Genomic DNA, 17907 nt, shown 5'->3' on the forward strand with positions numbered 1-17907 from the left:
GGAGAACACCATGACGACCCACATCCTGGACACCGAGGGCGCCGCCATCGCCTACGACGTGGAGGGCGAGGGCGGCCGGCCGCTGATGATGATCGGCCAGCCGATGGACGCGAGCGGTTTCACGGCGCTGCGCGCGCAGTTCCCCGACCGCACGGTCATCACCTACGACCCGCGCGGCCTCGGCCGCAGCACCAGGTCGGACGGCCGCACCGACAACACCCCGGAGACGCAGGCGGCGGACGTGCACGCGGTGATCCAGGCCGTCGGCGGCCCGGTGGACCTGTTCGCGTCCAGCGGCGGCGCGGTCACGGCACTGGAGCTCGTCGCGTCCTACCCGGACGACGTCGTCACGCTCGTGGCGCACGAGCCGCCGATGATCGACGTGCTGCCCGACGCGGCCGCCGCCCGGCGCGCGCGTGACGCGTTCATGGCCGCATACCAGGCCAAGGGCGGCGGCGCGGGCATGGCGGCGTTCATCCAGATGAGCTCGTGGCAGGGCGAGTACACCGACGAGTACTTCGCGCTGCCCGCACCGGACCCGGCGCAGTTCGGCATGCCGTCCGAGGACGACGGCAAGCGCGACGACCCGCTGCTCGGCACCTCGTCGCTGGCGATCACCGACTACTACCCGCGCGTCGACGACCTCAAGGCCGCGTCCACCCGCGTCGTGATCGCCGTCGGCGAGGAGACCGGCGACGCGTTCACCGCGCGCACTGCCGTCCACACGGCACGGTTGCTCGGGCAGGAGGCGGTCGTGTTCCCGAGCCACCACGGCGGGTTCATCGGCGGTGAGTTCGGGTACGCGGGCAAGCCGGAGGAGTTCGCCGTCAAGCTGCGCGAGGTGCTCGGCTGAGCACCAGGTCGGCGGCCCGCTGCACACCGCCGCCGCTGCGGACAGCGGCCCGCATCCGGTCGACGTTGCGCCGGATGCGGTCGCTGGTCGCGACCCGGTCGACGACCGCACGCAGGTCCGCGAGGTCGTGCACGCGTTCGCCCAGTCCCAGCGCGGTGATGTGGTCGGCGTTGCTCACCTGCTCGGGCGTCTGCGGGACGACCACCAGCGGCACACCGGCGTGCAGGGCCTCCATGGTGGAGTTCATGCCGCCGTGCGTGACGAACACGGCCGCGTGCCGGAGGACCGCGGGCTGCGGGAACCACGGGCGCACGTCGATCGTGTCCGGCAGCGGGCCGAGGTCGGCGCGGGCGCTCAACGCGACCTGCCACGCGCCGTCGCCGAACTGCTCGACGCACGCCCGGTAGAAGTCCTCGTCGCTGAGCAACGAGCCGAGCGAGACGTAGAGCAGCGGCAGGTCGTGCCGCGGCGTCCACCGCTCGTCCAGGCGGCGGCCCAGCAGGGGTCCGACGAAGTGGCAGGTCTCGTCGAACGTGTCGCCGGCCGGCTGGAACTCCCGTGGCACCAGCACGATGCTGCACTCCTCCGGCGCGTCCAGCGTGCTCGCCACGTCGAGCTCGACGCCCTGCTCCGCCGCGAACCGCGCGCACGGTTCCTCGACCGCCCAGGCGATCGCGGGGTCCATCAGCCGGAAGTGCTCGTTGGACACGAAGTGCGGCACGGTCCGCACCGCCGGGATGTCCAGCTGGCGTGCCACCACCCGTGCGGGCCAGTTCGTGGCGTCGTAGCAGACCACGTCGGGCCGGTCGCGGCGGCAGTGTTCGAGCAGCACCGGGTGGATCGCGGCCATCGCGGCGAAGTAGTGCGGGAACCACTCGTCAACCGGGTTCGCGGTCTTCGGCTCGAACGGCGGCAGCGCGGGCAGTTCCAGCCAGCGCGCGCCCGCCGCCGTGACCGCGTCGGCGTGCTCGGCGGCGGTCGCGTACCACACCTCGTGGCCGCGCCGGGTCACCTCCTCGACCAGCGGCAACGTCGGGGTGAGGTGGCCGTGGCCGAAGAGGGTGACGAACAGCAGCTTCACCCCGCCGATCCTGGCGGGGCGTCATGCGCGCGGCAACGCGATTACCGCAGGAACGCCTCCACGACCTCGGCCACCCGCAGCCCGCTGGCGAAGTCCGCCAGGTCACGCGGGTGCTCCCCGCGCACGGCCTGCGCGAACAGCCCGAGCCGCGCCGAGTCCGAGCCGCGCGCACCGAGCTCGACCGGCTCCCACGGCCCGCCGTCCGAACCGGACAGCTGCGCCCACTGGCTGAGTCGCAACGACCTGCGCGTGCCCCAGACCGTCCACTCGTAGACCTCGGGCCCGGCGAGCCCGGAGAACGCCGACACGTGCACCGGCACGCCATCGCCGCTGCGCAGCACCCCGCGTGCCGCGACCTCGGCGGCGCCGGCCGACGGGAAGTCCGCCGACACCGACTCCACCGCCAGCGGCCCGAGCACCCGGTCGGTGAGGTACACGAAGTGCGACAGCACCTCCCGCACGAACCCGCCCTGCCGCGACTCGGCCAGCCACAGCGCGTCCTTCTGGAACTCCCGCGGCCACTTCGGGAACTGCAGCCGCACCTCGACCCCGCGCAGCTCGCCGAGGGAAGGCAGCTGCCGTTCGACCTCCAGCGTCGCGGCCATGTCCGACAGCGCGAAGTTCACCGCGTTCGGGTGCCCGGCCGCGGCCTCGGCCATCGCCCGCGCCTCGCCGAGGTCGACGGCCAGCGGCTTCTCGCAGAACACCGCCTTGCCCGCGGCGAGCGCTTTGACGGCCTGCCCGGCGTGCACGGCAGGCGGCGTGGCGAGGTAGACGGCGTCCACATCGGACAGCACGTCGTCGAGCGACGGCACCACGGGGACGTCCACCGCACGCGGCACGACGTCGACACCGGCGACCACGGTGAAGTCGGGATGTGCCTGCGCCGCCGTCAGCATCCGGGTGCCCATCGCACCCAGGCCGACGACGGCGAGGCGAATCGGATCAGCGACCATGCCGCACAGTCTCGCCTATTCGGCGGGCGCCCACGCACGGGCCAGCTTGACCCGTCCCCCGGTCTGCAGCAGCGATCCGGTGTAGAGCCGCGAGGCGACCAGCAGGATCACCACGACGGTGGCGGCGAGGATGCCGAGCGACACCAGCGCCTCCCACGGTGCGGCCTGCTGGGCGAACATCCGCACCGGCATCGCGACGCCGGCCGTGAACGGCACGAACGACATGACGCCGAGCACCGCGGGGTTGTCGAAGAAGAACTGGACGCCGAAGTACGGGCCCATCACCGCGAGCATCACCAGGCCCATGGTCGAGCCGAGGTCCTCCTGGCGGCTGACCAGCGCGCCCGCGACCGCCCACAGCGACGACACCAGCACGAACCCCAGGCACAGGAACGGCACGAACCACCCCAGCGCCGGTGCCACGACCGCGAGCAGCTCCTGCTGCCCCGCGACCCGCAGCGCGATCGGCGCGGTGAGGGCGAGCACCACCACCTGCCCCATCGTCAGGATGACGTGCCCGACGATCTTGCCGGCGAGCAGCGCCTTGACCGGCACCGTGGACACCAGGATCTCCACGATCCGGGTCTGCTTCTCGGTCACCGTGCTCTGCGCGATCGCGGCGCCGCCCATGCCGAACATGAGGAACACCAGCCCGAACACGAGCACCACGACGAACCGCTGGTCCGAGCTCACCGCCGACGGGTCGAGCAGCTCCACCGGCGGCGCCTGCACCAGCTGCGAGATCACCGCGGTCGGCGGGTCGTTGAGCGCCAGCACCTTGATGCCGGAGCCGTCGGGCACGATCGCCGCCTCGACCTCGTCCGCGCGGACCAGCTCCTGCGCGGCCTGGACGTCGGCGACCTCCCGCACGTCGAGCGGTTTGCCCTGCACGACCTGGGCAGCGGACCCGACCACCGCGACCTTCGGGTCGTCACCGCCGAACACCGTCGGCAGCACGGTGAGCGCGAACAACCCTGCGATGGTGGCGAGGAAGCCGATCCAGAACCCCTTGGTGCTGACGAACGTCCTCATCTCCCGCTCGGCGACCAGCCACGTCGCCTTCGTGAACGTCTGCGCCACGTCAGCTCACCTCCTTGAAGATCTCGTCGAGCGTGGGCACGACCGGCGCGAACGACCGCACCTCACCGCGTTGCAGTGCCTGTTCGAGCACCGCGCGTGATGCCCCCTCGAACACCACGCGCGGCCCGTCCAGCTCCACGACCGACACACCCGGCACGTCCCGCACCCACCCCGCGTCGGTGTCCACGACGACCTCGTACCGGTCGTTCGCGTGCCGCTGCCGCAGCTCCTCCCGCGACCCGCTGGCCGCGATCCGCCCCTTGGAGATGATCACGACGTCGTCGCACAACCGCTCGACGATCGCGAGCTGGTGGCTCGAGAACAACACCGGCACCCCGTTCGCGGCGCGCTTGCGCAGCACGTCGAGCACCGTGTCCACGGCGATCGGGTCGAGCCCGGAGAACGGTTCGTCGAGGATGAGCACGTCCGGCTCGTGCACCAGCGCCGCCGCGATCTGCACCCGCTGCTGGTTGCCCAGCGACAGCTGCTCCAGCCGGTCGTCGGCCCGGTCGGTCAGCTCCAGGTCGGCGAGCAGCTCGTCGGTGTTGCGCTGCGCGACCTCCCGGTCGACCCCGTGCAGCCGCCCCAGCCACGTGATCTGCTCGCGCACCTTCATCTTGGGGTAGAGCCCGCGCTCCTCCGGCATGTACCCGAAGTGCGGCTTGTTCTGCGGCGTGATCGCCTGCCCCCGCCAGCTCACCGCACCCCCGTGCGCGGCCAGCACCCCCAGCACGATCCGCATCGTGGTCGTCTTGCCGGACCCGTTGGCGCCCAGGAACCCCGTCATGCGACCGGGCCGCACGTCGAAGCTCACGTCGTCGAGCACCCGGTGGTCGCCGAAGCTCCGGCTGATCCCCGTCACCGTCAACATGCCGGGAACGCTATGCGGCCGGGTTCAAGATCGCGTCCGCCGCGCGGCATCATCCTCGCGGAGGACGACCCGTGCCGCGTGCCCGAGCGGGCACGCGGCACGGTTCCGGCCGGTTGCTCAACCACCTAGCACTTCTGGTCGCCCGGCCGTTCCCCGCCGAGGAGGTACGACGTCACCTTCTCGTTGGCGCACGCGTTGCCCGCGAACGGGTAGGCGCCGTGCCCACCGTGGTCGAGGGTCAGCACCGCCGCCCGGTCCCCGAACGCCCGGCGCATCGTCCGCGCACCGGACAGCGGCGTCGCCGGGTCGCGCTCGTTCTGCACCATCAGCACGTTGCGCGGCCCGCGGTCGGTGGGCTTGACCTGCTTCTCGACCGGGTCCGGCCAGAACGCGCACGGCATGATGTTCGCGCCCGCCGCGCCGAACAGCGGGTACCGCACGCGGTCGACGGCCACGTTGCGCTCGTAGGTGCTGACGGCGGTCGGCCAGCGGGAGTCGCCGCACACCACGTAGAACCGGCCGGAGATCAGGCTTTCGACCCGTGCCGGGACCGGCGTGTTGTCCGGCGGCAGCGGGGTGCCGGCGTCGAGGGCCTGCCAGCGGGCGGCCAGCTTGCCGAACGACGCGTCGGTCGTCGAGTACAGGCCGCCGAAGGTCAGCAGCCGGAACAGCTGGCCGGTGACGCCCTCCGGGGACGGCGTGCGGTCGAGCTTCCCGGCGATGGCGAAGTACTTCGCGCGCACCGCCGCGGGGGTGGCGCCCAGGCCCAGTTCGGGGCGTGCGGCGGCCCACCGCGCGAAGTCCGGGAACGTGTCCTCGGTGCCGCGGCCGTAGTTGCGGCTGCCCTCGACGTCCCAGCCGCCCGCGCCGAGGTTGCTGTCGAGCACCACGCGGTCGGTCGTGCGCGGGAACAGCGTCGTGTAGACCGCGCCCAGGTTCGTGCCGTACGAGTAGCCGAGGAACGACGCCTTGCGCTCGCCCAGTGCCTGGCGCACCGAGTCGAGGTCGCGGGCGATGTTCGCGGTCGTGTTGTGCGGCAACAGGTACGCCGTCGACGACGTGGTGCACTGCTGGGCGATCTGGCGGACCTCGTCGGCCCGCTTGCGCACGTCGGCCTGCGTCACCGCGTACGGCGGCACGTTGCCGAGGTACATCTGCTCCTCGGTCAGGTCGCACGTGGCCGGCGTGCTGTAGCCGAAGCCGCGCGGGTCCATGCCGATCAGGTCGTAGCCGTCCAGCACGCTCTGCGGCATCCCGCCGAGCTTGAGGTCACCGGGCAACGTCAGGCCCTCACTGGGCCCACCGGGGTTGGTCAGCAGGATGCCGCGGCGCTTCTCCGGGTTCGTGCTGGCCAGGCGCGAGATCATCAGCTCGATCTTGCGCCCCTCGCGCTTGCGGTAGTCCAGCGGCACCTGCAGGGTGCCGCACTCCAGCCCCGGCCGCGCCACGTCCGCGGGACACTCCCGCCACTGCACGACCGGTGCCGGCGTCGCCGATGCCGCGCCCGGCACCACCAACGCCGTCGCCGCGGCCAGCGCCGCGGCCAGGGACAACGCTTTTCGCATGTCCGAATTCCTCCCCCGACGGCGCGCTGCTCGAGCGCGCCCTCCACTGTGGAAACCCGGCCGTTCGATGCGGAACGACCGGGTCCCAGTCGAAACCGTGCCGTAGCGGCACGGTCAAGGCGGGAGGGCCGGTTTCAGCCGAAGGTCGACGGCAGGTGTCGACCTTCGTCGCCCCCGGGGGTGTCGTTCGTCCTCGTTCGTCGGTACGCACGGCGACCGAGGACGCGTCGGCGTGCTCCGGCAGGCGTTGGTCACGTCGCGTGTCGCTGCCGGCCTTGCCGTGCGACTGCCCTTGCGCGACGACCCCGGCACTGCCGCACGTGGCAACCGGTCAGAGGTCGCGCCCGGCCCCGGCCGACGGCACCGCGACGAACGTCCTGGGTGCGGTGAACCCGTTCTCCACGAACGCTTCCGCGACCCGCCGCTCGACCTCGCCGCGCACCTCCCGCGGCACCAGCGCGATGGCCGACCCGCCGAACCCACCACCGATCATCCGCGCCCCGAGCGCACCGGCCTCCTCCGCGGTGGCCGCGGCGACGTCGAGCTCGGCGCAGGACACCCGGTAGTCGTCGCGCAGGCTCGCGTGCGACGCGCTCAGCAGCGGCCCGATCTCCTCGTACCGGTCCTGCCGGAGCAGCGCGACGGTGTCCTCGACGCGCCGGTTCTCGGTGACGACGTGCCGGACCAGCGGCCGCAGGTGCTCGGGCAGCCCGTCCCAGCCCCCGGCGTCCCGCAGCGACGGCAGCCCGAGCAGCCGCGCCGCCTCCTCGCACCCCTTGCGCCGCTCCCCGTACCCGGACTCGACCAGCGAGTGGCTCACCCGCGTGTCGATCACGAGGACCTCCAGCCCGTGCCGCGCGGCGTCGAACGGCACCTGCTCCCGCTCCCCCGACCGCACGTCGAGGAACAGCACGTGCGCGTCCGTGCAGCACAGCGACGCCGTCTGGTCGAGCAGCCCGGTCGGCGCGCCCACGAAGTCGTTCTCCGCCACCTGCACCCACTTGGCGACGTCGCTCGCGGACTCCTCCCGCCCGCTCAGCCCCAGCAGCGCCAGCGCGCTCGCCACCTCCAGCGAGTGCGACGACGACAGCCCGGCCCCGCGCGGCACGTCCCCGCTGATCACGAGGTCAGCCCCGCCGGTCACGCCCTGCTGCCGCAGCACCCACGCGACCCCGGCGGGGTAGGCCGCCCAGCCCTGCACGCCGCCCGGCTCGACCTCGCCGACGGGGACGGGCTCGGCGGTCGTGGTCCGTTCGCCCTCGACGGTCGCGAGCGTGAGCAGGCCGTCCTCGCGCGCCGCCGCGGCCACCCACGTCCGCTGCGGGATGGCGAACGGCAGCACGAACCCGTCGTTGTAGTCGGTGTGCTCGCCGATGAGGTTCACCCGGCCCGGCGCGGACCACACCCCGGTGGGGTCGGTGCCGTGCAGCCGCCGGAAGGCCTCAGCCGCGTTGTTCGATCCTGTTGAGCTCATGCCACCTGATCCCACGCCGTCGTCCGTGTTGCCGCAGAAGTGCTGGCGATGAGGATGACGGGCGAGGGCCGGTCTTGACAATGTTGGATCTTGGTCGACAAAGTTCGATGACGTTCCCGCCCTGGTCACCCGCCGGGCGTGACGATCCCCTGCTCGTAGGCGAACACCACCGCGTGCGTCCGGTCGCGCAGCCCCAGCTTCGCGAGCACGCGGGACACGTGCGTCTTCACCGTCGCCTCCCCCAGGTACAGCGCGGCGGCGATCTCCGCGTTCGACGCGCCCTTCGCCAGCTCCACCAGCACCTCGTACTCGCGGTCGGTCAGCTCGGGCGGCCGGGTGCGCGCGGGTTGCCGGGGTGCACTGAAGCGGGCGATCACCCGCCGGGTCACCTCGGGCGAGAGCAGCGCGTCGCCGCGTGCCACCACCCGCACCGAGTCGACGAGGTCCTCCGGGGAGGCGTTCTTCAGCAGGAACCCGCTCGCTCCCGCCCGCAGCGCCTCGAACAGGTAGTCCTCGCGGTCGAACGTCGTGAGGATCACCACGCGGGTGCCGCCGTCGGCCGACAGGATGCGCCGGGTGGCCTCCAGGCCGTCCATGCGCGGCATCTGCACGTCCATCAGCACGACGTCGGGCCGCAGCCGCGCGACCAGCTCGACGGCCGCGGCACCGTCGCCGGCTTCGCCGACCACCTCGATGCCCGGCTCGGTCCCGAGGATGACCCGGAACCCGGCGCGCACCAGGTCCTGGTCGTCGGCCAGCACGACCCGCAGACTCACACCTTCTCCTCTGTCGGCAGCGATGCGCGCACAAGGTAACCCGCCGAGGTGCGCCGCGGTCCCGCTTCGAGGGTTCCACCGTGCACGGCAACGCGTTCGCGCATGCCCACGAGCCCGAAGCCGCTCTCACCGGAGGGGCGCCCGCGCCCGTCGTCGGCCACCTCCAGCTCCAGTGCGCTGTCCAGGTACCGCATCCGCACGTCGACGTGGCCCGCTCCGGCGTGCTTCACCACGTTCGTCAACGCCTCCTGCACCACCCGGTACGCCGAGACGGCGACGGCCGGCGGCACCTCGCGCGGCTCGCCGTAGACGCCGTGCGAGACCTCCAGACCGGCCGACCGGGCGGTTTCGAGCAACTCGGGCAGGTCGTCGAGTCCGGGCGCAGCCTGGAAGTCCTGTTCCGCGTCGGCCCGCAGCACGCCCAGCAGCCCGCGCAGCTCGCTGATCGCGGTCCGCGCCGTCTTCTCCACGGTCTGCAACGCGTCCCGCGCCAGCACCGGGTCCGAGTCCAGCACCCGCCGCGCCGCACCGGCCTGGATGCCCATCACCGACACGTGGTGGGCCACCACGTCGTGCAGGTCGCGGGCGATGCGCATGCGTTCGGCGGCGATCGCGCCCCGCACGTTCTGCTCCTGCGACCGGCGCAGCTCGTCGGCCTGGAACTCCAGCTGCGCCTGCCGCCGCGCCGCCGTCCACGCCATCTCACCGACCACATAGGCGAAGACGAAGAAGAAGATGTTGAATTCGAGTCCATAGAGGACACGGGCGAGCACCGGGTCCAGAAGGCCGGGCACGAGGTCCTCCGGCACGTCCGGGCCGAGCAGGAACTGCACGAGGTTGAACCCGAGCCACAGGAACATGGCGGCGATCACGCCGATCCGCGACCAGCGCGCCAGCACCCGGTTCGGCTCCCACGCGCCGACGGTGAAGATCGCGAGGAACAGCACGGCCGACGGGACCAGGCTGTCACCGGCCTTGTTCACCTGGGCGGCGATGAACAGCGCCGACACGACCAGCATCACCGCGATCGGGTACCGGCGGCGCACGACCAGCGGTACCGCCAGCGCGACCATCCAGGCGAGCTGCTCGCGCAGGCCGGCCGGGTCGGAGAACGCGTACCCGCCGATGCTGTCCACCAGGACGGTGAACTCGACCCCGCCCAGCAGCACGAGCACCGCGACGCCGATGTCCCGCCGCCGCTGGGCCGGGGCGGGGCCGGGCCGGCGCCACTGCAACCACTGGGGTTCGTCCACCGGCCAACCCTATCTTTCCGGCGGGCAGCGGACGGCGTTCGCACCGGGGACCGGGCAGGGCGAACTCCCGATTTTTATGGCCAATTGGTATGTACCTATTGGTCTGGACCTCATCTTAGGGTGTGGCGGCAACCACCCTGCACGCAAGGAGCGGACATGAACCGCAAGCTCATCGCCGCCGCCACAGCGGCGATCACAGCGGCCGGACTGGCCGCCGCGGTGGCGCTGACGACCAGCGCCACCGCGGCCGACACGACCGACCAGGGCATGCTGACCGCGATGGCCCGTGACCTCGGCATCTCCCCTGACCAGGCGCGTGCGCGCCTGAGCGCCGAGAAGGTCGCCGGCCAGACCGACGCCGCGCTGAGGGCGCAGCTCGGCGCGGCCTACGCCGGGTCCTGGCTGGACGGCACCGGCCGCACCCTCACCGTCGCGGTGACCGACTCGGCGCTGACGGGCGCGGTGCGCTCACGGGGCGCCGTCGCCGTCGCGGCGAAGCACAGCGCGTCCACTCTGGACAGCGCGAAGACCAGGCTGGACGCCAAGGCCACCACGGCACCTGACGCCGTTCCCGGCTGGTACGTCGACGTGCGCACCAACAAGGTCACCGTGCTCGCCCGCTCCGGTGGCGAGGCGCAGGCGAGGGCGTGGGCGACCGAGGCGGGGGTGCCCGGCGACGTCGTCACCGTCGAGGCCAGCACCGAGGACCCGAGGCCGCTGGTCGACGTCATCGGCGGCAACGCCTACAGCATCCCGGGCGGCGGCCGCTGCTCCATCGGCTTCGCCGTCGAGGGCGGCTTCGTCACGGCGGGCCACTGCGGGTCCGCGGGTGGGCGCACCTCCAACCCCGGCGGCACCATCCAGGGCAGCAGCTTCCCCGGCAACGACTACGCCTGGGTCCGCACCGACGCGGGCAACACCCCGCGCGGCCTGGTCAACCGCTACCCCGGCACCGTCCCGGTCGCGGGTTCCCAGGAGGCCCCGGTCGGCGCCTCGGTCTGCCGCTCCGGCTCCACCACCGGCTGGCGCTGCGGCACCATCCAGCAGAAGAACGCCTCCGTCACCTACCCCGAGGGCACCATCACCGGCCTGACCCGCACCAACGCCTGTGCGGAGCCCGGTGACTCCGGCGGCTCGTGGCTGACCGGCGACCAGGCGCAGGGCGTGACCTCCGGCGGGTCCGGCAACTGCCAGTCCGGCGGCACCATCTACTTCCAGCCGGTGACCGAGATCCTGCAGGCCTACGGTCTGCGCCTGGTCACCTCCGCCGGCCCGACCACGACCACCCAGCCGACCACCACGACCACGAGCACCCCGCCCGGCGGTGGTGACTCGTGGGCCGCGTACACCTACTACGCCACCGGCGCCCAGGTCACCTACGACGGCGGGTCCTACCGCGCGCTGCAGGGGCACACGGCCCTCCCCGGCTGGGAGCCGCCGAACACGCCCGCCCTCTGGCAGCGGGTCTGACGGCACTCCCCTCCCACCGCCCCCGACGGCCACCCGCCGCCGGGGGCGGCCCGTGTGCGGCTAGGGTCGTCCGGTGGTGAGCCTGCGCCTGACCGTGCTCGGCAGCGCGACCCCGTACCCGGCGGCGGACAACCCGTGCTCGGGCTACCTGGTGTCGCACGGCGACACTCGCGTGTGGATGGACGCGGGCACCGGCACCCTGGGCCCGCTGCAACGCCACACGTCGCTGGCCACCCTGGACGCCATCTGGATCTCGCACCTGCACGCCGACCACTGCGCCGACCTGCTCACCGCGTTCTACGCCCTGCGGTACGCCGACGTCTACCGCGCGCCGGTCCCGCTGTTCGGCCCGCCCGGCACCGCCGACCGGCTCGCCGCGTTCCTCACCAACGGCCCGCGGCGCAGCCCGGTCGAGGACGCCTTCGCGATCACCGAGCTCACCGACGGCCACGAGGCGCGGATCGGCGGCCTGCACCTCACGTCCAGGGCGGTGCGGCACGGCCTCCCGGCGTTCGCGGTGCGCATCGAGGCGGGGACGTCCCTGACCTACTCCGGTGACACGGCACCGTGCGCCGCCCTCACCGACCTCGCCCAGGACACCGGCCTGCTGCTGTGCGAGGCCGACGGCACAGTGCCGGACGAGGCGCACCACACGCCGGAGCAGGCGGGCGAGACGGCGCGGCAGGCACGGGCGCGACGGCTGGTCGTCACGCACGTGGGCCGCTCCCTGACCCCGCAGGACGCGGTCACCCGTGCCGGCACCCGCTACGAGGGGCCGGTCGGGTACGCCGCGCCCGGCGCCGTGCTCACAGCTGGTTGATGCGCACCAGGTTGCCGGCCGGGTCGCGGAACGAGCAGTCCCGCACGCCCCACGGCTGGTCCTCGGGCTCCTGCAGCACCTCGCCGGCGCCGGTGGACTCGACCCACTTCCGCGCGCGGTCGAAGGTGCCCTGGAGGTCCTTCGTGGCCAGTGACAGCGCCGTGTAGACGCCCTTGGCCATCAGGACGGCGATGGTGCGGCGTTCCTCGTCGCTCACGCCGGGGTCGGCGGCGGGCGGGTGCAGCACGATGCCGGTCTCCGGCTGGTCGGGTGGCCCGACGGTGATCCAGCGCATGGTGCCCTGGCCGACGTCCTGGCGGACCTCGAAACCGAGTGCGTCGCGGAAGAAGCCGAGTGACTTCTCGGGGTCGTCGGCCGGCAGGAACGCCGCGGCGATGATGACGGACATGGCGGTCAACCTAATCGGACGGACCGGCCGCCGCTTCTCGATTCCTGATGGGTCGCATCACGGCCTTCGCGAGGCAGTTCGGGATGCCCTGGCCGTCCTCGGCCGCGACCTTGCGGTACTGGCTCGGCGACATGCCGACGAGCTCGGAGAACCGGGTGCTGAACGTGCCGAGCGAGGTGCAGCCGACCTCGAAGCAGACCTCGGTGACGGACAGGTCGCCGCGCCGCAGCAGCGTCATGGCCCGCTCGATGCGGCGGGTCATCAGGTAGCTGTAGGGCGACTCGCCGAACGCCGCGCGGAACGCCCGCGACAGGTGCCCGGCGGACAGGTGCACCCCGCGGGCCAGCGCGGCCACGTCGAGCGGCTCGCGGTACTCGCGGTCGATGCGGTCGCGCACCTTGCGCAGGAGCACGAGCTCCTGCAGGCGCGGGTCGGAGGCGGTCACGCCGACCAGCGTAAGACCCGCGCCTGACAGATCGCTGACTCTCCTCAGCCGGGTGTCCGCGCCCCGGTCGCCTGCCGGTCCTGGCCGGCCGCCCACGACGCCAGCAGTGCCAGGCCGTCCGCGGCCGGCGTGCCGGCGGGTGCGGTGTAGACGGTGAGGAGCAGGCCGGGTTCGGCGGGCAGCTCCATCGACTCGACGTCCAGGTCCAGCCGGCCCACCACCGGGTGGTGCAGGCGCTTCCGGCCGGACCGGTGGTGCCGGACGTCCTGGGTCGCCCACCGCTGCCGGAACGGTTCACTGCGCGTCGACAGCTCACCGACCAGGGCGACCAGCTCCTCGTCGTGGGGGCTGCGCCCGGCTTCCAGCCGCAGCTTCGCGGCCACGTCGCCGACGATCCGGTCGTAGTCCACGAAGAACGCCCTCGCCGCCTCGGGTTCCAGGTACACGAACCGCGCGGTGTTCGCCGGCCGTCGCGCATCCGCCGGCAGCGGTGCGTACAACGCGCGGGCGAGCTGGTTCGTGGCCAGGACGTCGTACCGGCCGTTGCAGATCCAGGCCGGCGCGTCGGTGATGGCGTCGAGCACCTGCTGGAGCGCCGGACGCACCGTCACGGCGGGGCGCCGGCGGCGTGGACCGCCGGGTGTCCTGGACTGCCGCGCGAGGCGGAACAGGTGTTCGCGCTCGGCCTCGTCGAGCCGCAGGGCGGCGGCGACCGCGTCGAGCACCCCGTCGGAGGCGCCGGCGAGGCCACCGCGCTCCATCCGCACGTAGTAGTCGACCGACACCCCGGCCAGCACAGCCACCTCTTCGCGCCGCAGACCTCGGACCCGGCGGTTGCCGCCGCCGTGGGCGGGCAGTCCTGCCCGTTCCGGCGTGAGCCGCGCGCGACGCGAGCTCAGGAACTCCTTGATCTCGGTGCGGAGGTCGGTCGTCGCCATCCCCTCACCGTAGGCGTTGGCCAGACGGCGAGGGAGGTCCTGCCGGTACCCCGCACTACGTGCCCGACGCGGTCGTCGCGATGCCGCCGTCCACCGGGATGACGGCGCCGGTGAGGTAGGACGCGGCCCGGCTGGCGAGGAACACGGCGGTTCCCGCCATGTCGTCGTCGCGGCCCAGCCGGCGCAGCGGGGCCTTCGCCGCGATCCGGTCGCCGGCGGTCTCGATCGTGGCCGCCATCATCTGCGACGGGAACGGTCCCGGCGCCACCGCGTTCACCGTGATGTGCTGCGGGCCCAGCTCCCTGGCGAGCACCCTGGTGAGCTGGTGGAGCGCCGCCTTGCTGCTGGCGTAGGAGTAGTTGGGCGCCTCGGCGACGTGGATGGCGGCGATGCTGCCCACGTTGACGACCCGTGCGGGGTCATCGGCGGTGCCTGCCCTGCGCAGTGCCGGGAGCAGTGCCTGCACCAGCCAGAACGGCGACTTCACGTTGAGGTCGAGCACGGTGTCCCAGCCCTCGTCCGGGAACGTCTCCAGCGGCTCGCGCCACATCGCGCCCGCGTTGTTCACGAGGACGTCCAGGCGTTCCGAGCCGGCCTGCACGAGATCTGCGAGACGCCGGCACTCGTCGTGCCGGGACAGGTCGGCGGGAATCGCCCGGACGTCGCCGAACTCGGACAGCCGGCGCTGGGCCTCCGCGCACGCGTCCTCGTTGCGCGAGCTGATGACGACGCGGGCGCCCGCCTGCAGGAGGCCGCGCGCCATCATCATTCCGATGCCCCTGGTGCCACCGGTGACGAGCGCGTGCTTCCCGCTCAGGTCGAAGAGCTCCGCCTGGGTGGTGAACCGGTTGTCCGCCATTGGTTTTCCGTCTCCCTTGAGTCAGCTGCCCCGACACGCTGACAGACGTCCTGGGGAGTTCGGGAGACCCTGCTGTCACCGGTACTGCGAGAGCCCCTGAAGCAGAACGCGGGTCCCGAGCGGTCACACCCGCCCAAGACCCGCGTCCTGACGATCACCGCCTGCTAGCAGGCGCCCTGGTCGCGCCAGACGCCCCACTCACCGGTGGTGCCGGGCTCCTCGCCCTGCGTCCACCACTGGGCCCGCCACTTGCGGCCCTTGTGCGAGACGTCGTTGCCGCCGTTGTAGACCTTGCCCCGCTCCCACGCCGGCAGCGCGCACACCGGCGGGTTGGAGGTGGTCGTGGTGGTGGTCGTTGTCGTGGTGGTCGAGGTGGGCGGGGTGCCGCCGCCGATCCGCGGGTGGTCGGCGGAGATGGCGTAGGACTGGCCACCGAAGGTGAACACGAAGTTCGACGGCGTCGAGATCGGCAGCTGGTAGCTGACGGTCAGCTCGATCGACGCGCCCGGTGCGAGCGACTGCCACGACGGCAGCGCGAGCTCCGCCTTCTGGAAGTCGCCCTTGAGGCCGCCGACGTTCGGCCCGCTGTGCCCCTTCGACACGACCTTGAGCCCGAACCCGGACTGGTCGGCCATGCTGCCCGGCGCGCTGGTGCCGTAGTCGAACGCGATCTTCGTGCCACCGGGGATGGTGACGTTCGAGCGGTTGGTGAACTTGATCTTCGGCGTGATCGGGTAGTTGTTGTCGCCCAACGCGAAGCCGTGGACGTCGACGTCGACCGCGAGCACCTGTGACTGCTGGGTCGTGGCCTTCGCCGCACCGTAGGGCGCCGCGCCGTTCAGGCCGGTGTCGATCGTCGACAGCAGCGTGTCGCCGATGAAGTACTCCTTCTTGACCGAGTCGTACCGGTAGTCACCGGCGAGCTCCCAGATCATGATGCCACCGAGGCCCTTGTCGCGGACGTACTTGGCCTTGGCCGCGATCGACTGCTCGTTCTCGGTGGAGAGGAACACCTTCTTGTCGTTGTTCCACAGCCACGGCGACTGCATGGTGGTGTCGTAGAACGGCGAGTAGGTGCCGGTGAGCCGGTCGGTCGGGTCGTTCACCGGGTCGAGGCCGTACTGCGCCGAGTACGAACCGGTGATCTTGTTCTCCAGGTTCTTCGTGTGCCACAACGGGTTCACGCCCGACGGGACCTCGGCACCACCGGCGGTGACGTCGTGCCAGAGGTTGTCGATGCCGGTCGCGCCGTTGCCGCACGGCGTGGTCGAGCCGACCGACGTGCCGGTGCCGGGCGGGCACTGCGACTGGTTGGGCAGGGCCGCGCGGCCCCACAACCCGTTGGTGCCACCGGTGACGCCCTGCCAGCCGCGCGAGTAGAACGGCACGCCGACGTTGATCCGGCCGGCCTGCATGGCACCGCGGTAGTAGTGGTAGGACCAGTCGGTGTTCAGGTAGCCCATGCCCTCGTACTGCGGTGCCGTGTACACGCCACCGGCCGCGAGCTCACCGTCCTTGCCGTCGTCGTACAGCGCCGCGTTCGGGCCCACGAAGTGGTTCCACGAGCCGTGCAGGTCGTAGCTCATGACGTTGAGGTAGTCGAGGTACTTGACGACCTGGTAGGTCTCCTGGCCGCGCAGCAGCCAGCCGGAGGCGGGCACGGCGGCGGTCAGCAGGTAGTGCTTGCCGTCGGCGGCACCGGCGCGGTCGAGCTTCTCGCGCAGCGTCTTCATGATCGCCTGGTAGCCGGCCCACAGCGTGCCGCGGTTGGCGTTGGAGATCCAGAAGTCGTCCGGGTTGCCGGCATGGTTGTTCGACGTCGCGTACTCGTAGTCGATGTCGGCGCCGTTGAACCCGTACTGGCGCAGGAACGCGACCACGCTGTCGGCGAACGTGTCGATCGCCGCCTGTGACTGGCCGAGCTTGTAGAAGCCGCCGGAGGCGTTGCGGGTGCCGTCGGCGTTGAAGAAGCCACCGGTCTCGGCCCAGCCGCCGACCGAGATCAGCGTCTTGACGTTCGGGTGCTGCTTCTTGTACTTCGTCAGCTGGTTGAAGTGGCCCTTGTAGGGCAGCGACGGGTCCATCTCGGCACCCGCGACGCCCGGCCACTCCATGCCGATCGAGGAGTTGTTCGCGTCCGGCGCACCCACGGAGATCTTGTTCTGCGCGTCGATGTGGGCGAACGCGTAGTTGAGGTGGGTGACCTTGGTCCAGGGGACGTCCTTGGCGAGGTAGCCCGGCTGGCCGTTCTTGCCGGTGCGCCAGCTGGTGAAGTACCCGATCACCCGGCGGGACTTGTCGGTCCCCATGTTCTCGCGGCCGGCGGTGTCGTAGACGGTGCAGTAGGGCACGTCGACGCCCGGCGTCTTGTACAGCCCGTCCGGCCGGCAGTCCTCGTGGGCTGCGGCTGCGGTGGGCGCGTTCGTCACGGCTATCAGGGTCCCGGCTAGCAGGGCTAGCACCGGGACCACTCTGGCGAGCAGGCGCAAGGGAAGGACCTCCTGGCTAGGGCGGCGGCCACTGCCCCGAACCGTAAAATGGTCCAGACCTTTGCGTCAATACTCGATCACTGACAAGAGGTGTCAGCGGTATCGGTTCAGCATCTCCACCATGACTGCAAACGATTTCGACTTCCTCCACGGGCGCTGGCGGGTCGCCAACCGCAAGATCGCCGACATCGCCGGGCGCGGCACCGAGTGGGTCGAGTTCGGCGCGCGGGCCGACGTGCGGCCGGCGCTGGGCGGCGCGGCGAACGTCGACACCTTCGACGCCGGCGACTGGGAGGGCATGACCCTGCGGCAGTACGACCCGGCCGCCGGCCTCTGGCGCATCTGGTGGGCCTCGACCCGCGCGCCGGGCCAGTTGGACCCGCCGCTGGAGGGCCGGTTCACCGGCGGGCACGGCGTGTTCCTCGGCGAGGACGTCGTCGGCGGGCACGCGGTGGCGGTGCGGTTCGACTGGACGGCGGGCCCGGCACCGGTGTGGCGGCAGTCGTTCTCCTACGACGGCGGCGACACCTGGCAGGAGAACTGGGTCATGCGCTTCGAACCGGCCTGA

Annotated in this window: 17 protein-coding genes; 4 read left to right on the top strand and 13 right to left on the bottom strand. The window is 72.0% G+C overall.

Annotated elements, in window-relative coordinates:
• Nucleotides 1–10: 10 nt before the first annotated feature.
• On the top strand, nt 11–853 hold the full coding sequence (locus ACZ7CD_RS25260; protein ID WP_360384648.1) for an alpha/beta fold hydrolase: 843 nt from the start codon (nt 11–13) through the stop codon (nt 851–853).
• On the opposite strand, the gene ACZ7CD_RS25265 is transcribed toward ACZ7CD_RS25260, so the two are convergent.
• The 8 genes from ACZ7CD_RS25265 to ACZ7CD_RS25300 all read right to left on the bottom strand — a co-directional run bounded on the left by ACZ7CD_RS25265 (nt 828) and on the right by ACZ7CD_RS25300 (nt 9909).
• The gene (locus tag ACZ7CD_RS25265; protein WP_470375324.1) at nt 828–1934 is read right to left on the bottom strand and encodes a macrolide family glycosyltransferase; all 1107 of its coding nucleotides are present in this window, start codon (nt 1932–1934) and stop codon (nt 828–830) included. The genes ACZ7CD_RS25260 and ACZ7CD_RS25265 overlap by 26 nt on opposite strands.
• 41 nt (nt 1935–1975) lie before the next feature.
• Nucleotides 1976–2890 (bottom strand): Gfo/Idh/MocA family protein, encoded by a 915-nt coding sequence (locus ACZ7CD_RS25270; RefSeq protein WP_470379804.1) that lies wholly within the window; start codon nt 2888–2890, stop codon nt 1976–1978.
• Nucleotides 2891–2905: 15 nt separating this feature from the next.
• Nucleotides 2906–3970, bottom strand: coding sequence for an ABC transporter permease (locus ACZ7CD_RS25275; RefSeq protein WP_360384654.1), 1065 nt, complete (start codon nt 3968–3970; stop codon nt 2906–2908).
• Between the two features lies 1 nt (nt 3971).
• The gene (locus ACZ7CD_RS25280) at nt 3972–4841 is read right to left on the bottom strand and encodes an ABC transporter ATP-binding protein (RefSeq protein WP_360384656.1); all 870 of its coding nucleotides are present in this window, start codon (nt 4839–4841) and stop codon (nt 3972–3974) included.
• Nucleotides 4842–4966: 125 nt separating this feature from the next.
• On the bottom strand, nt 4967–6406 hold the full coding sequence (locus ACZ7CD_RS25285; protein WP_470379805.1) for an alpha/beta hydrolase: 1440 nt from the start codon (nt 6404–6406) through the stop codon (nt 4967–4969).
• 331 nt (nt 6407–6737) lie between these two features.
• Entirely contained in the window at nt 6738–7880 is a 1143-nt protein-coding gene (galK, locus tag ACZ7CD_RS25290) for a galactokinase (RefSeq protein WP_470379806.1), read from the bottom strand.
• Nucleotides 7881–8005: 125 nt separating this feature from the next.
• Nucleotides 8006–8656, bottom strand: coding sequence for a response regulator (locus ACZ7CD_RS25295; protein ID WP_458432742.1), 651 nt, complete (start codon nt 8654–8656; stop codon nt 8006–8008).
• Nucleotides 8653–9909 (bottom strand): sensor histidine kinase, encoded by a 1257-nt coding sequence (locus ACZ7CD_RS25300; protein WP_360384665.1) that lies wholly within the window; start codon nt 9907–9909, stop codon nt 8653–8655. Before ACZ7CD_RS25300 ends, ACZ7CD_RS25295 begins: the two co-directional genes overlap by 4 nt.
• 156 nt (nt 9910–10065) lie before the next feature.
• On the opposite strand from ACZ7CD_RS25300, the gene ACZ7CD_RS25305 reads away from it, so the two are divergent.
• Nucleotides 10066–11379: an alpha-lytic protease prodomain-containing protein gene (locus ACZ7CD_RS25305; protein ID WP_470379807.1), complete on the top strand. Its 1314-nt coding sequence runs from the start codon at nt 10066–10068 to the stop codon at nt 11377–11379.
• A 73-nt stretch (nt 11380–11452) separates the two neighbouring features.
• Entirely contained in the window at nt 11453–12199 is a 747-nt protein-coding gene (locus tag ACZ7CD_RS25310; RefSeq protein ID WP_470375319.1) for an MBL fold metallo-hydrolase, read from the top strand.
• Here the strand turns inward: ACZ7CD_RS25310 and ACZ7CD_RS25315 are convergent.
• From ACZ7CD_RS25315 to ACZ7CD_RS25335, 5 genes are all read right to left on the bottom strand, one after another.
• Nucleotides 12186–12608, bottom strand: coding sequence for a VOC family protein (locus ACZ7CD_RS25315; protein WP_360384671.1), 423 nt, complete (start codon nt 12606–12608; stop codon nt 12186–12188). The two genes, ACZ7CD_RS25310 and ACZ7CD_RS25315, sit on opposite strands and share 14 nt — an antisense overlap.
• 10 nt (nt 12609–12618) lie before the next feature.
• On the bottom strand, nt 12619–13053 hold the full coding sequence (locus tag ACZ7CD_RS25320) for a helix-turn-helix transcriptional regulator (RefSeq protein WP_458432745.1): 435 nt from the start codon (nt 13051–13053) through the stop codon (nt 12619–12621).
• Nucleotides 13054–13097: 44 nt separating this feature from the next.
• Nucleotides 13098–13991 carry a helix-turn-helix transcriptional regulator gene (locus ACZ7CD_RS25325; RefSeq protein WP_470375318.1) on the bottom strand — a complete coding sequence of 298 codons (894 nt, stop codon included), beginning with the start codon at nt 13989–13991 and terminating at the stop codon, nt 13098–13100.
• A 55-nt stretch (nt 13992–14046) separates the two neighbouring features.
• Nucleotides 14047–14850, bottom strand: a complete 804-nt coding sequence (locus ACZ7CD_RS25330) for an SDR family oxidoreductase (protein ID WP_470379808.1) — start codon at nt 14848–14850, stop codon at nt 14047–14049.
• 164 nt (nt 14851–15014) lie between these two features.
• Nucleotides 15015–17279 (bottom strand): glycosyl hydrolase family 18 protein, encoded by a 2265-nt coding sequence (locus ACZ7CD_RS25335; protein ID WP_470375317.1) that lies wholly within the window; start codon nt 17277–17279, stop codon nt 15015–15017.
• A 181-nt stretch (nt 17280–17460) separates the two neighbouring features.
• Between ACZ7CD_RS25335 and ACZ7CD_RS25340 the strand changes: the two genes are divergently transcribed.
• Nucleotides 17461–17907, top strand: a complete 447-nt coding sequence (locus ACZ7CD_RS25340) for a hypothetical protein (protein ID WP_470375316.1) — start codon at nt 17461–17463, stop codon at nt 17905–17907.

Source organism: Lentzea sp. NPDC036949 (genome assembly GCF_055608075.1).

Bases quoted from the DNA above. Each gene is read 5' to 3' on its own strand.
- ACZ7CD_RS25340 (WP_470375316.1), top strand. From the start codon at position 17,461: ATGACTGCAAACGATTTCGACTTCCTCCACGGGCGCTGGCGGGTCGCC.
- galK (WP_470379806.1), bottom strand. From the start codon at position 7,880: ATGAGCTCAACAGGATCGAACAACGCGGCTGAGGCCTTCCGGCGGCTG.
- ACZ7CD_RS25270 (WP_470379804.1), bottom strand. From the start codon at position 2,890: ATGGTCGCTGATCCGATTCGCCTCGCCGTCGTCGGCCTGGGTGCGATG.
- ACZ7CD_RS25285 (WP_470379805.1), bottom strand. From the start codon at position 6,406: ATGCGAAAAGCGTTGTCCCTGGCCGCGGCGCTGGCCGCGGCGACGGCG.
- ACZ7CD_RS25315 (WP_360384671.1), bottom strand. From the start codon at position 12,608: ATGTCCGTCATCATCGCCGCGGCGTTCCTGCCGGCCGACGACCCCGAG.
- ACZ7CD_RS25305 (WP_470379807.1), top strand. From the start codon at position 10,066: ATGAACCGCAAGCTCATCGCCGCCGCCACAGCGGCGATCACAGCGGCC.
- ACZ7CD_RS25280 (WP_360384656.1), bottom strand. From the start codon at position 4,841: ATGTTGACGGTGACGGGGATCAGCCGGAGCTTCGGCGACCACCGGGTG.
- ACZ7CD_RS25325 (WP_470375318.1), bottom strand. From the start codon at position 13,991: ATGGCGACGACCGACCTCCGCACCGAGATCAAGGAGTTCCTGAGCTCG.
- ACZ7CD_RS25260 (WP_360384648.1), top strand. From the start codon at position 11: ATGACGACCCACATCCTGGACACCGAGGGCGCCGCCATCGCCTACGAC.
- ACZ7CD_RS25330 (WP_470379808.1), bottom strand. From the start codon at position 14,850: ATGGCGGACAACCGGTTCACCACCCAGGCGGAGCTCTTCGACCTGAGC.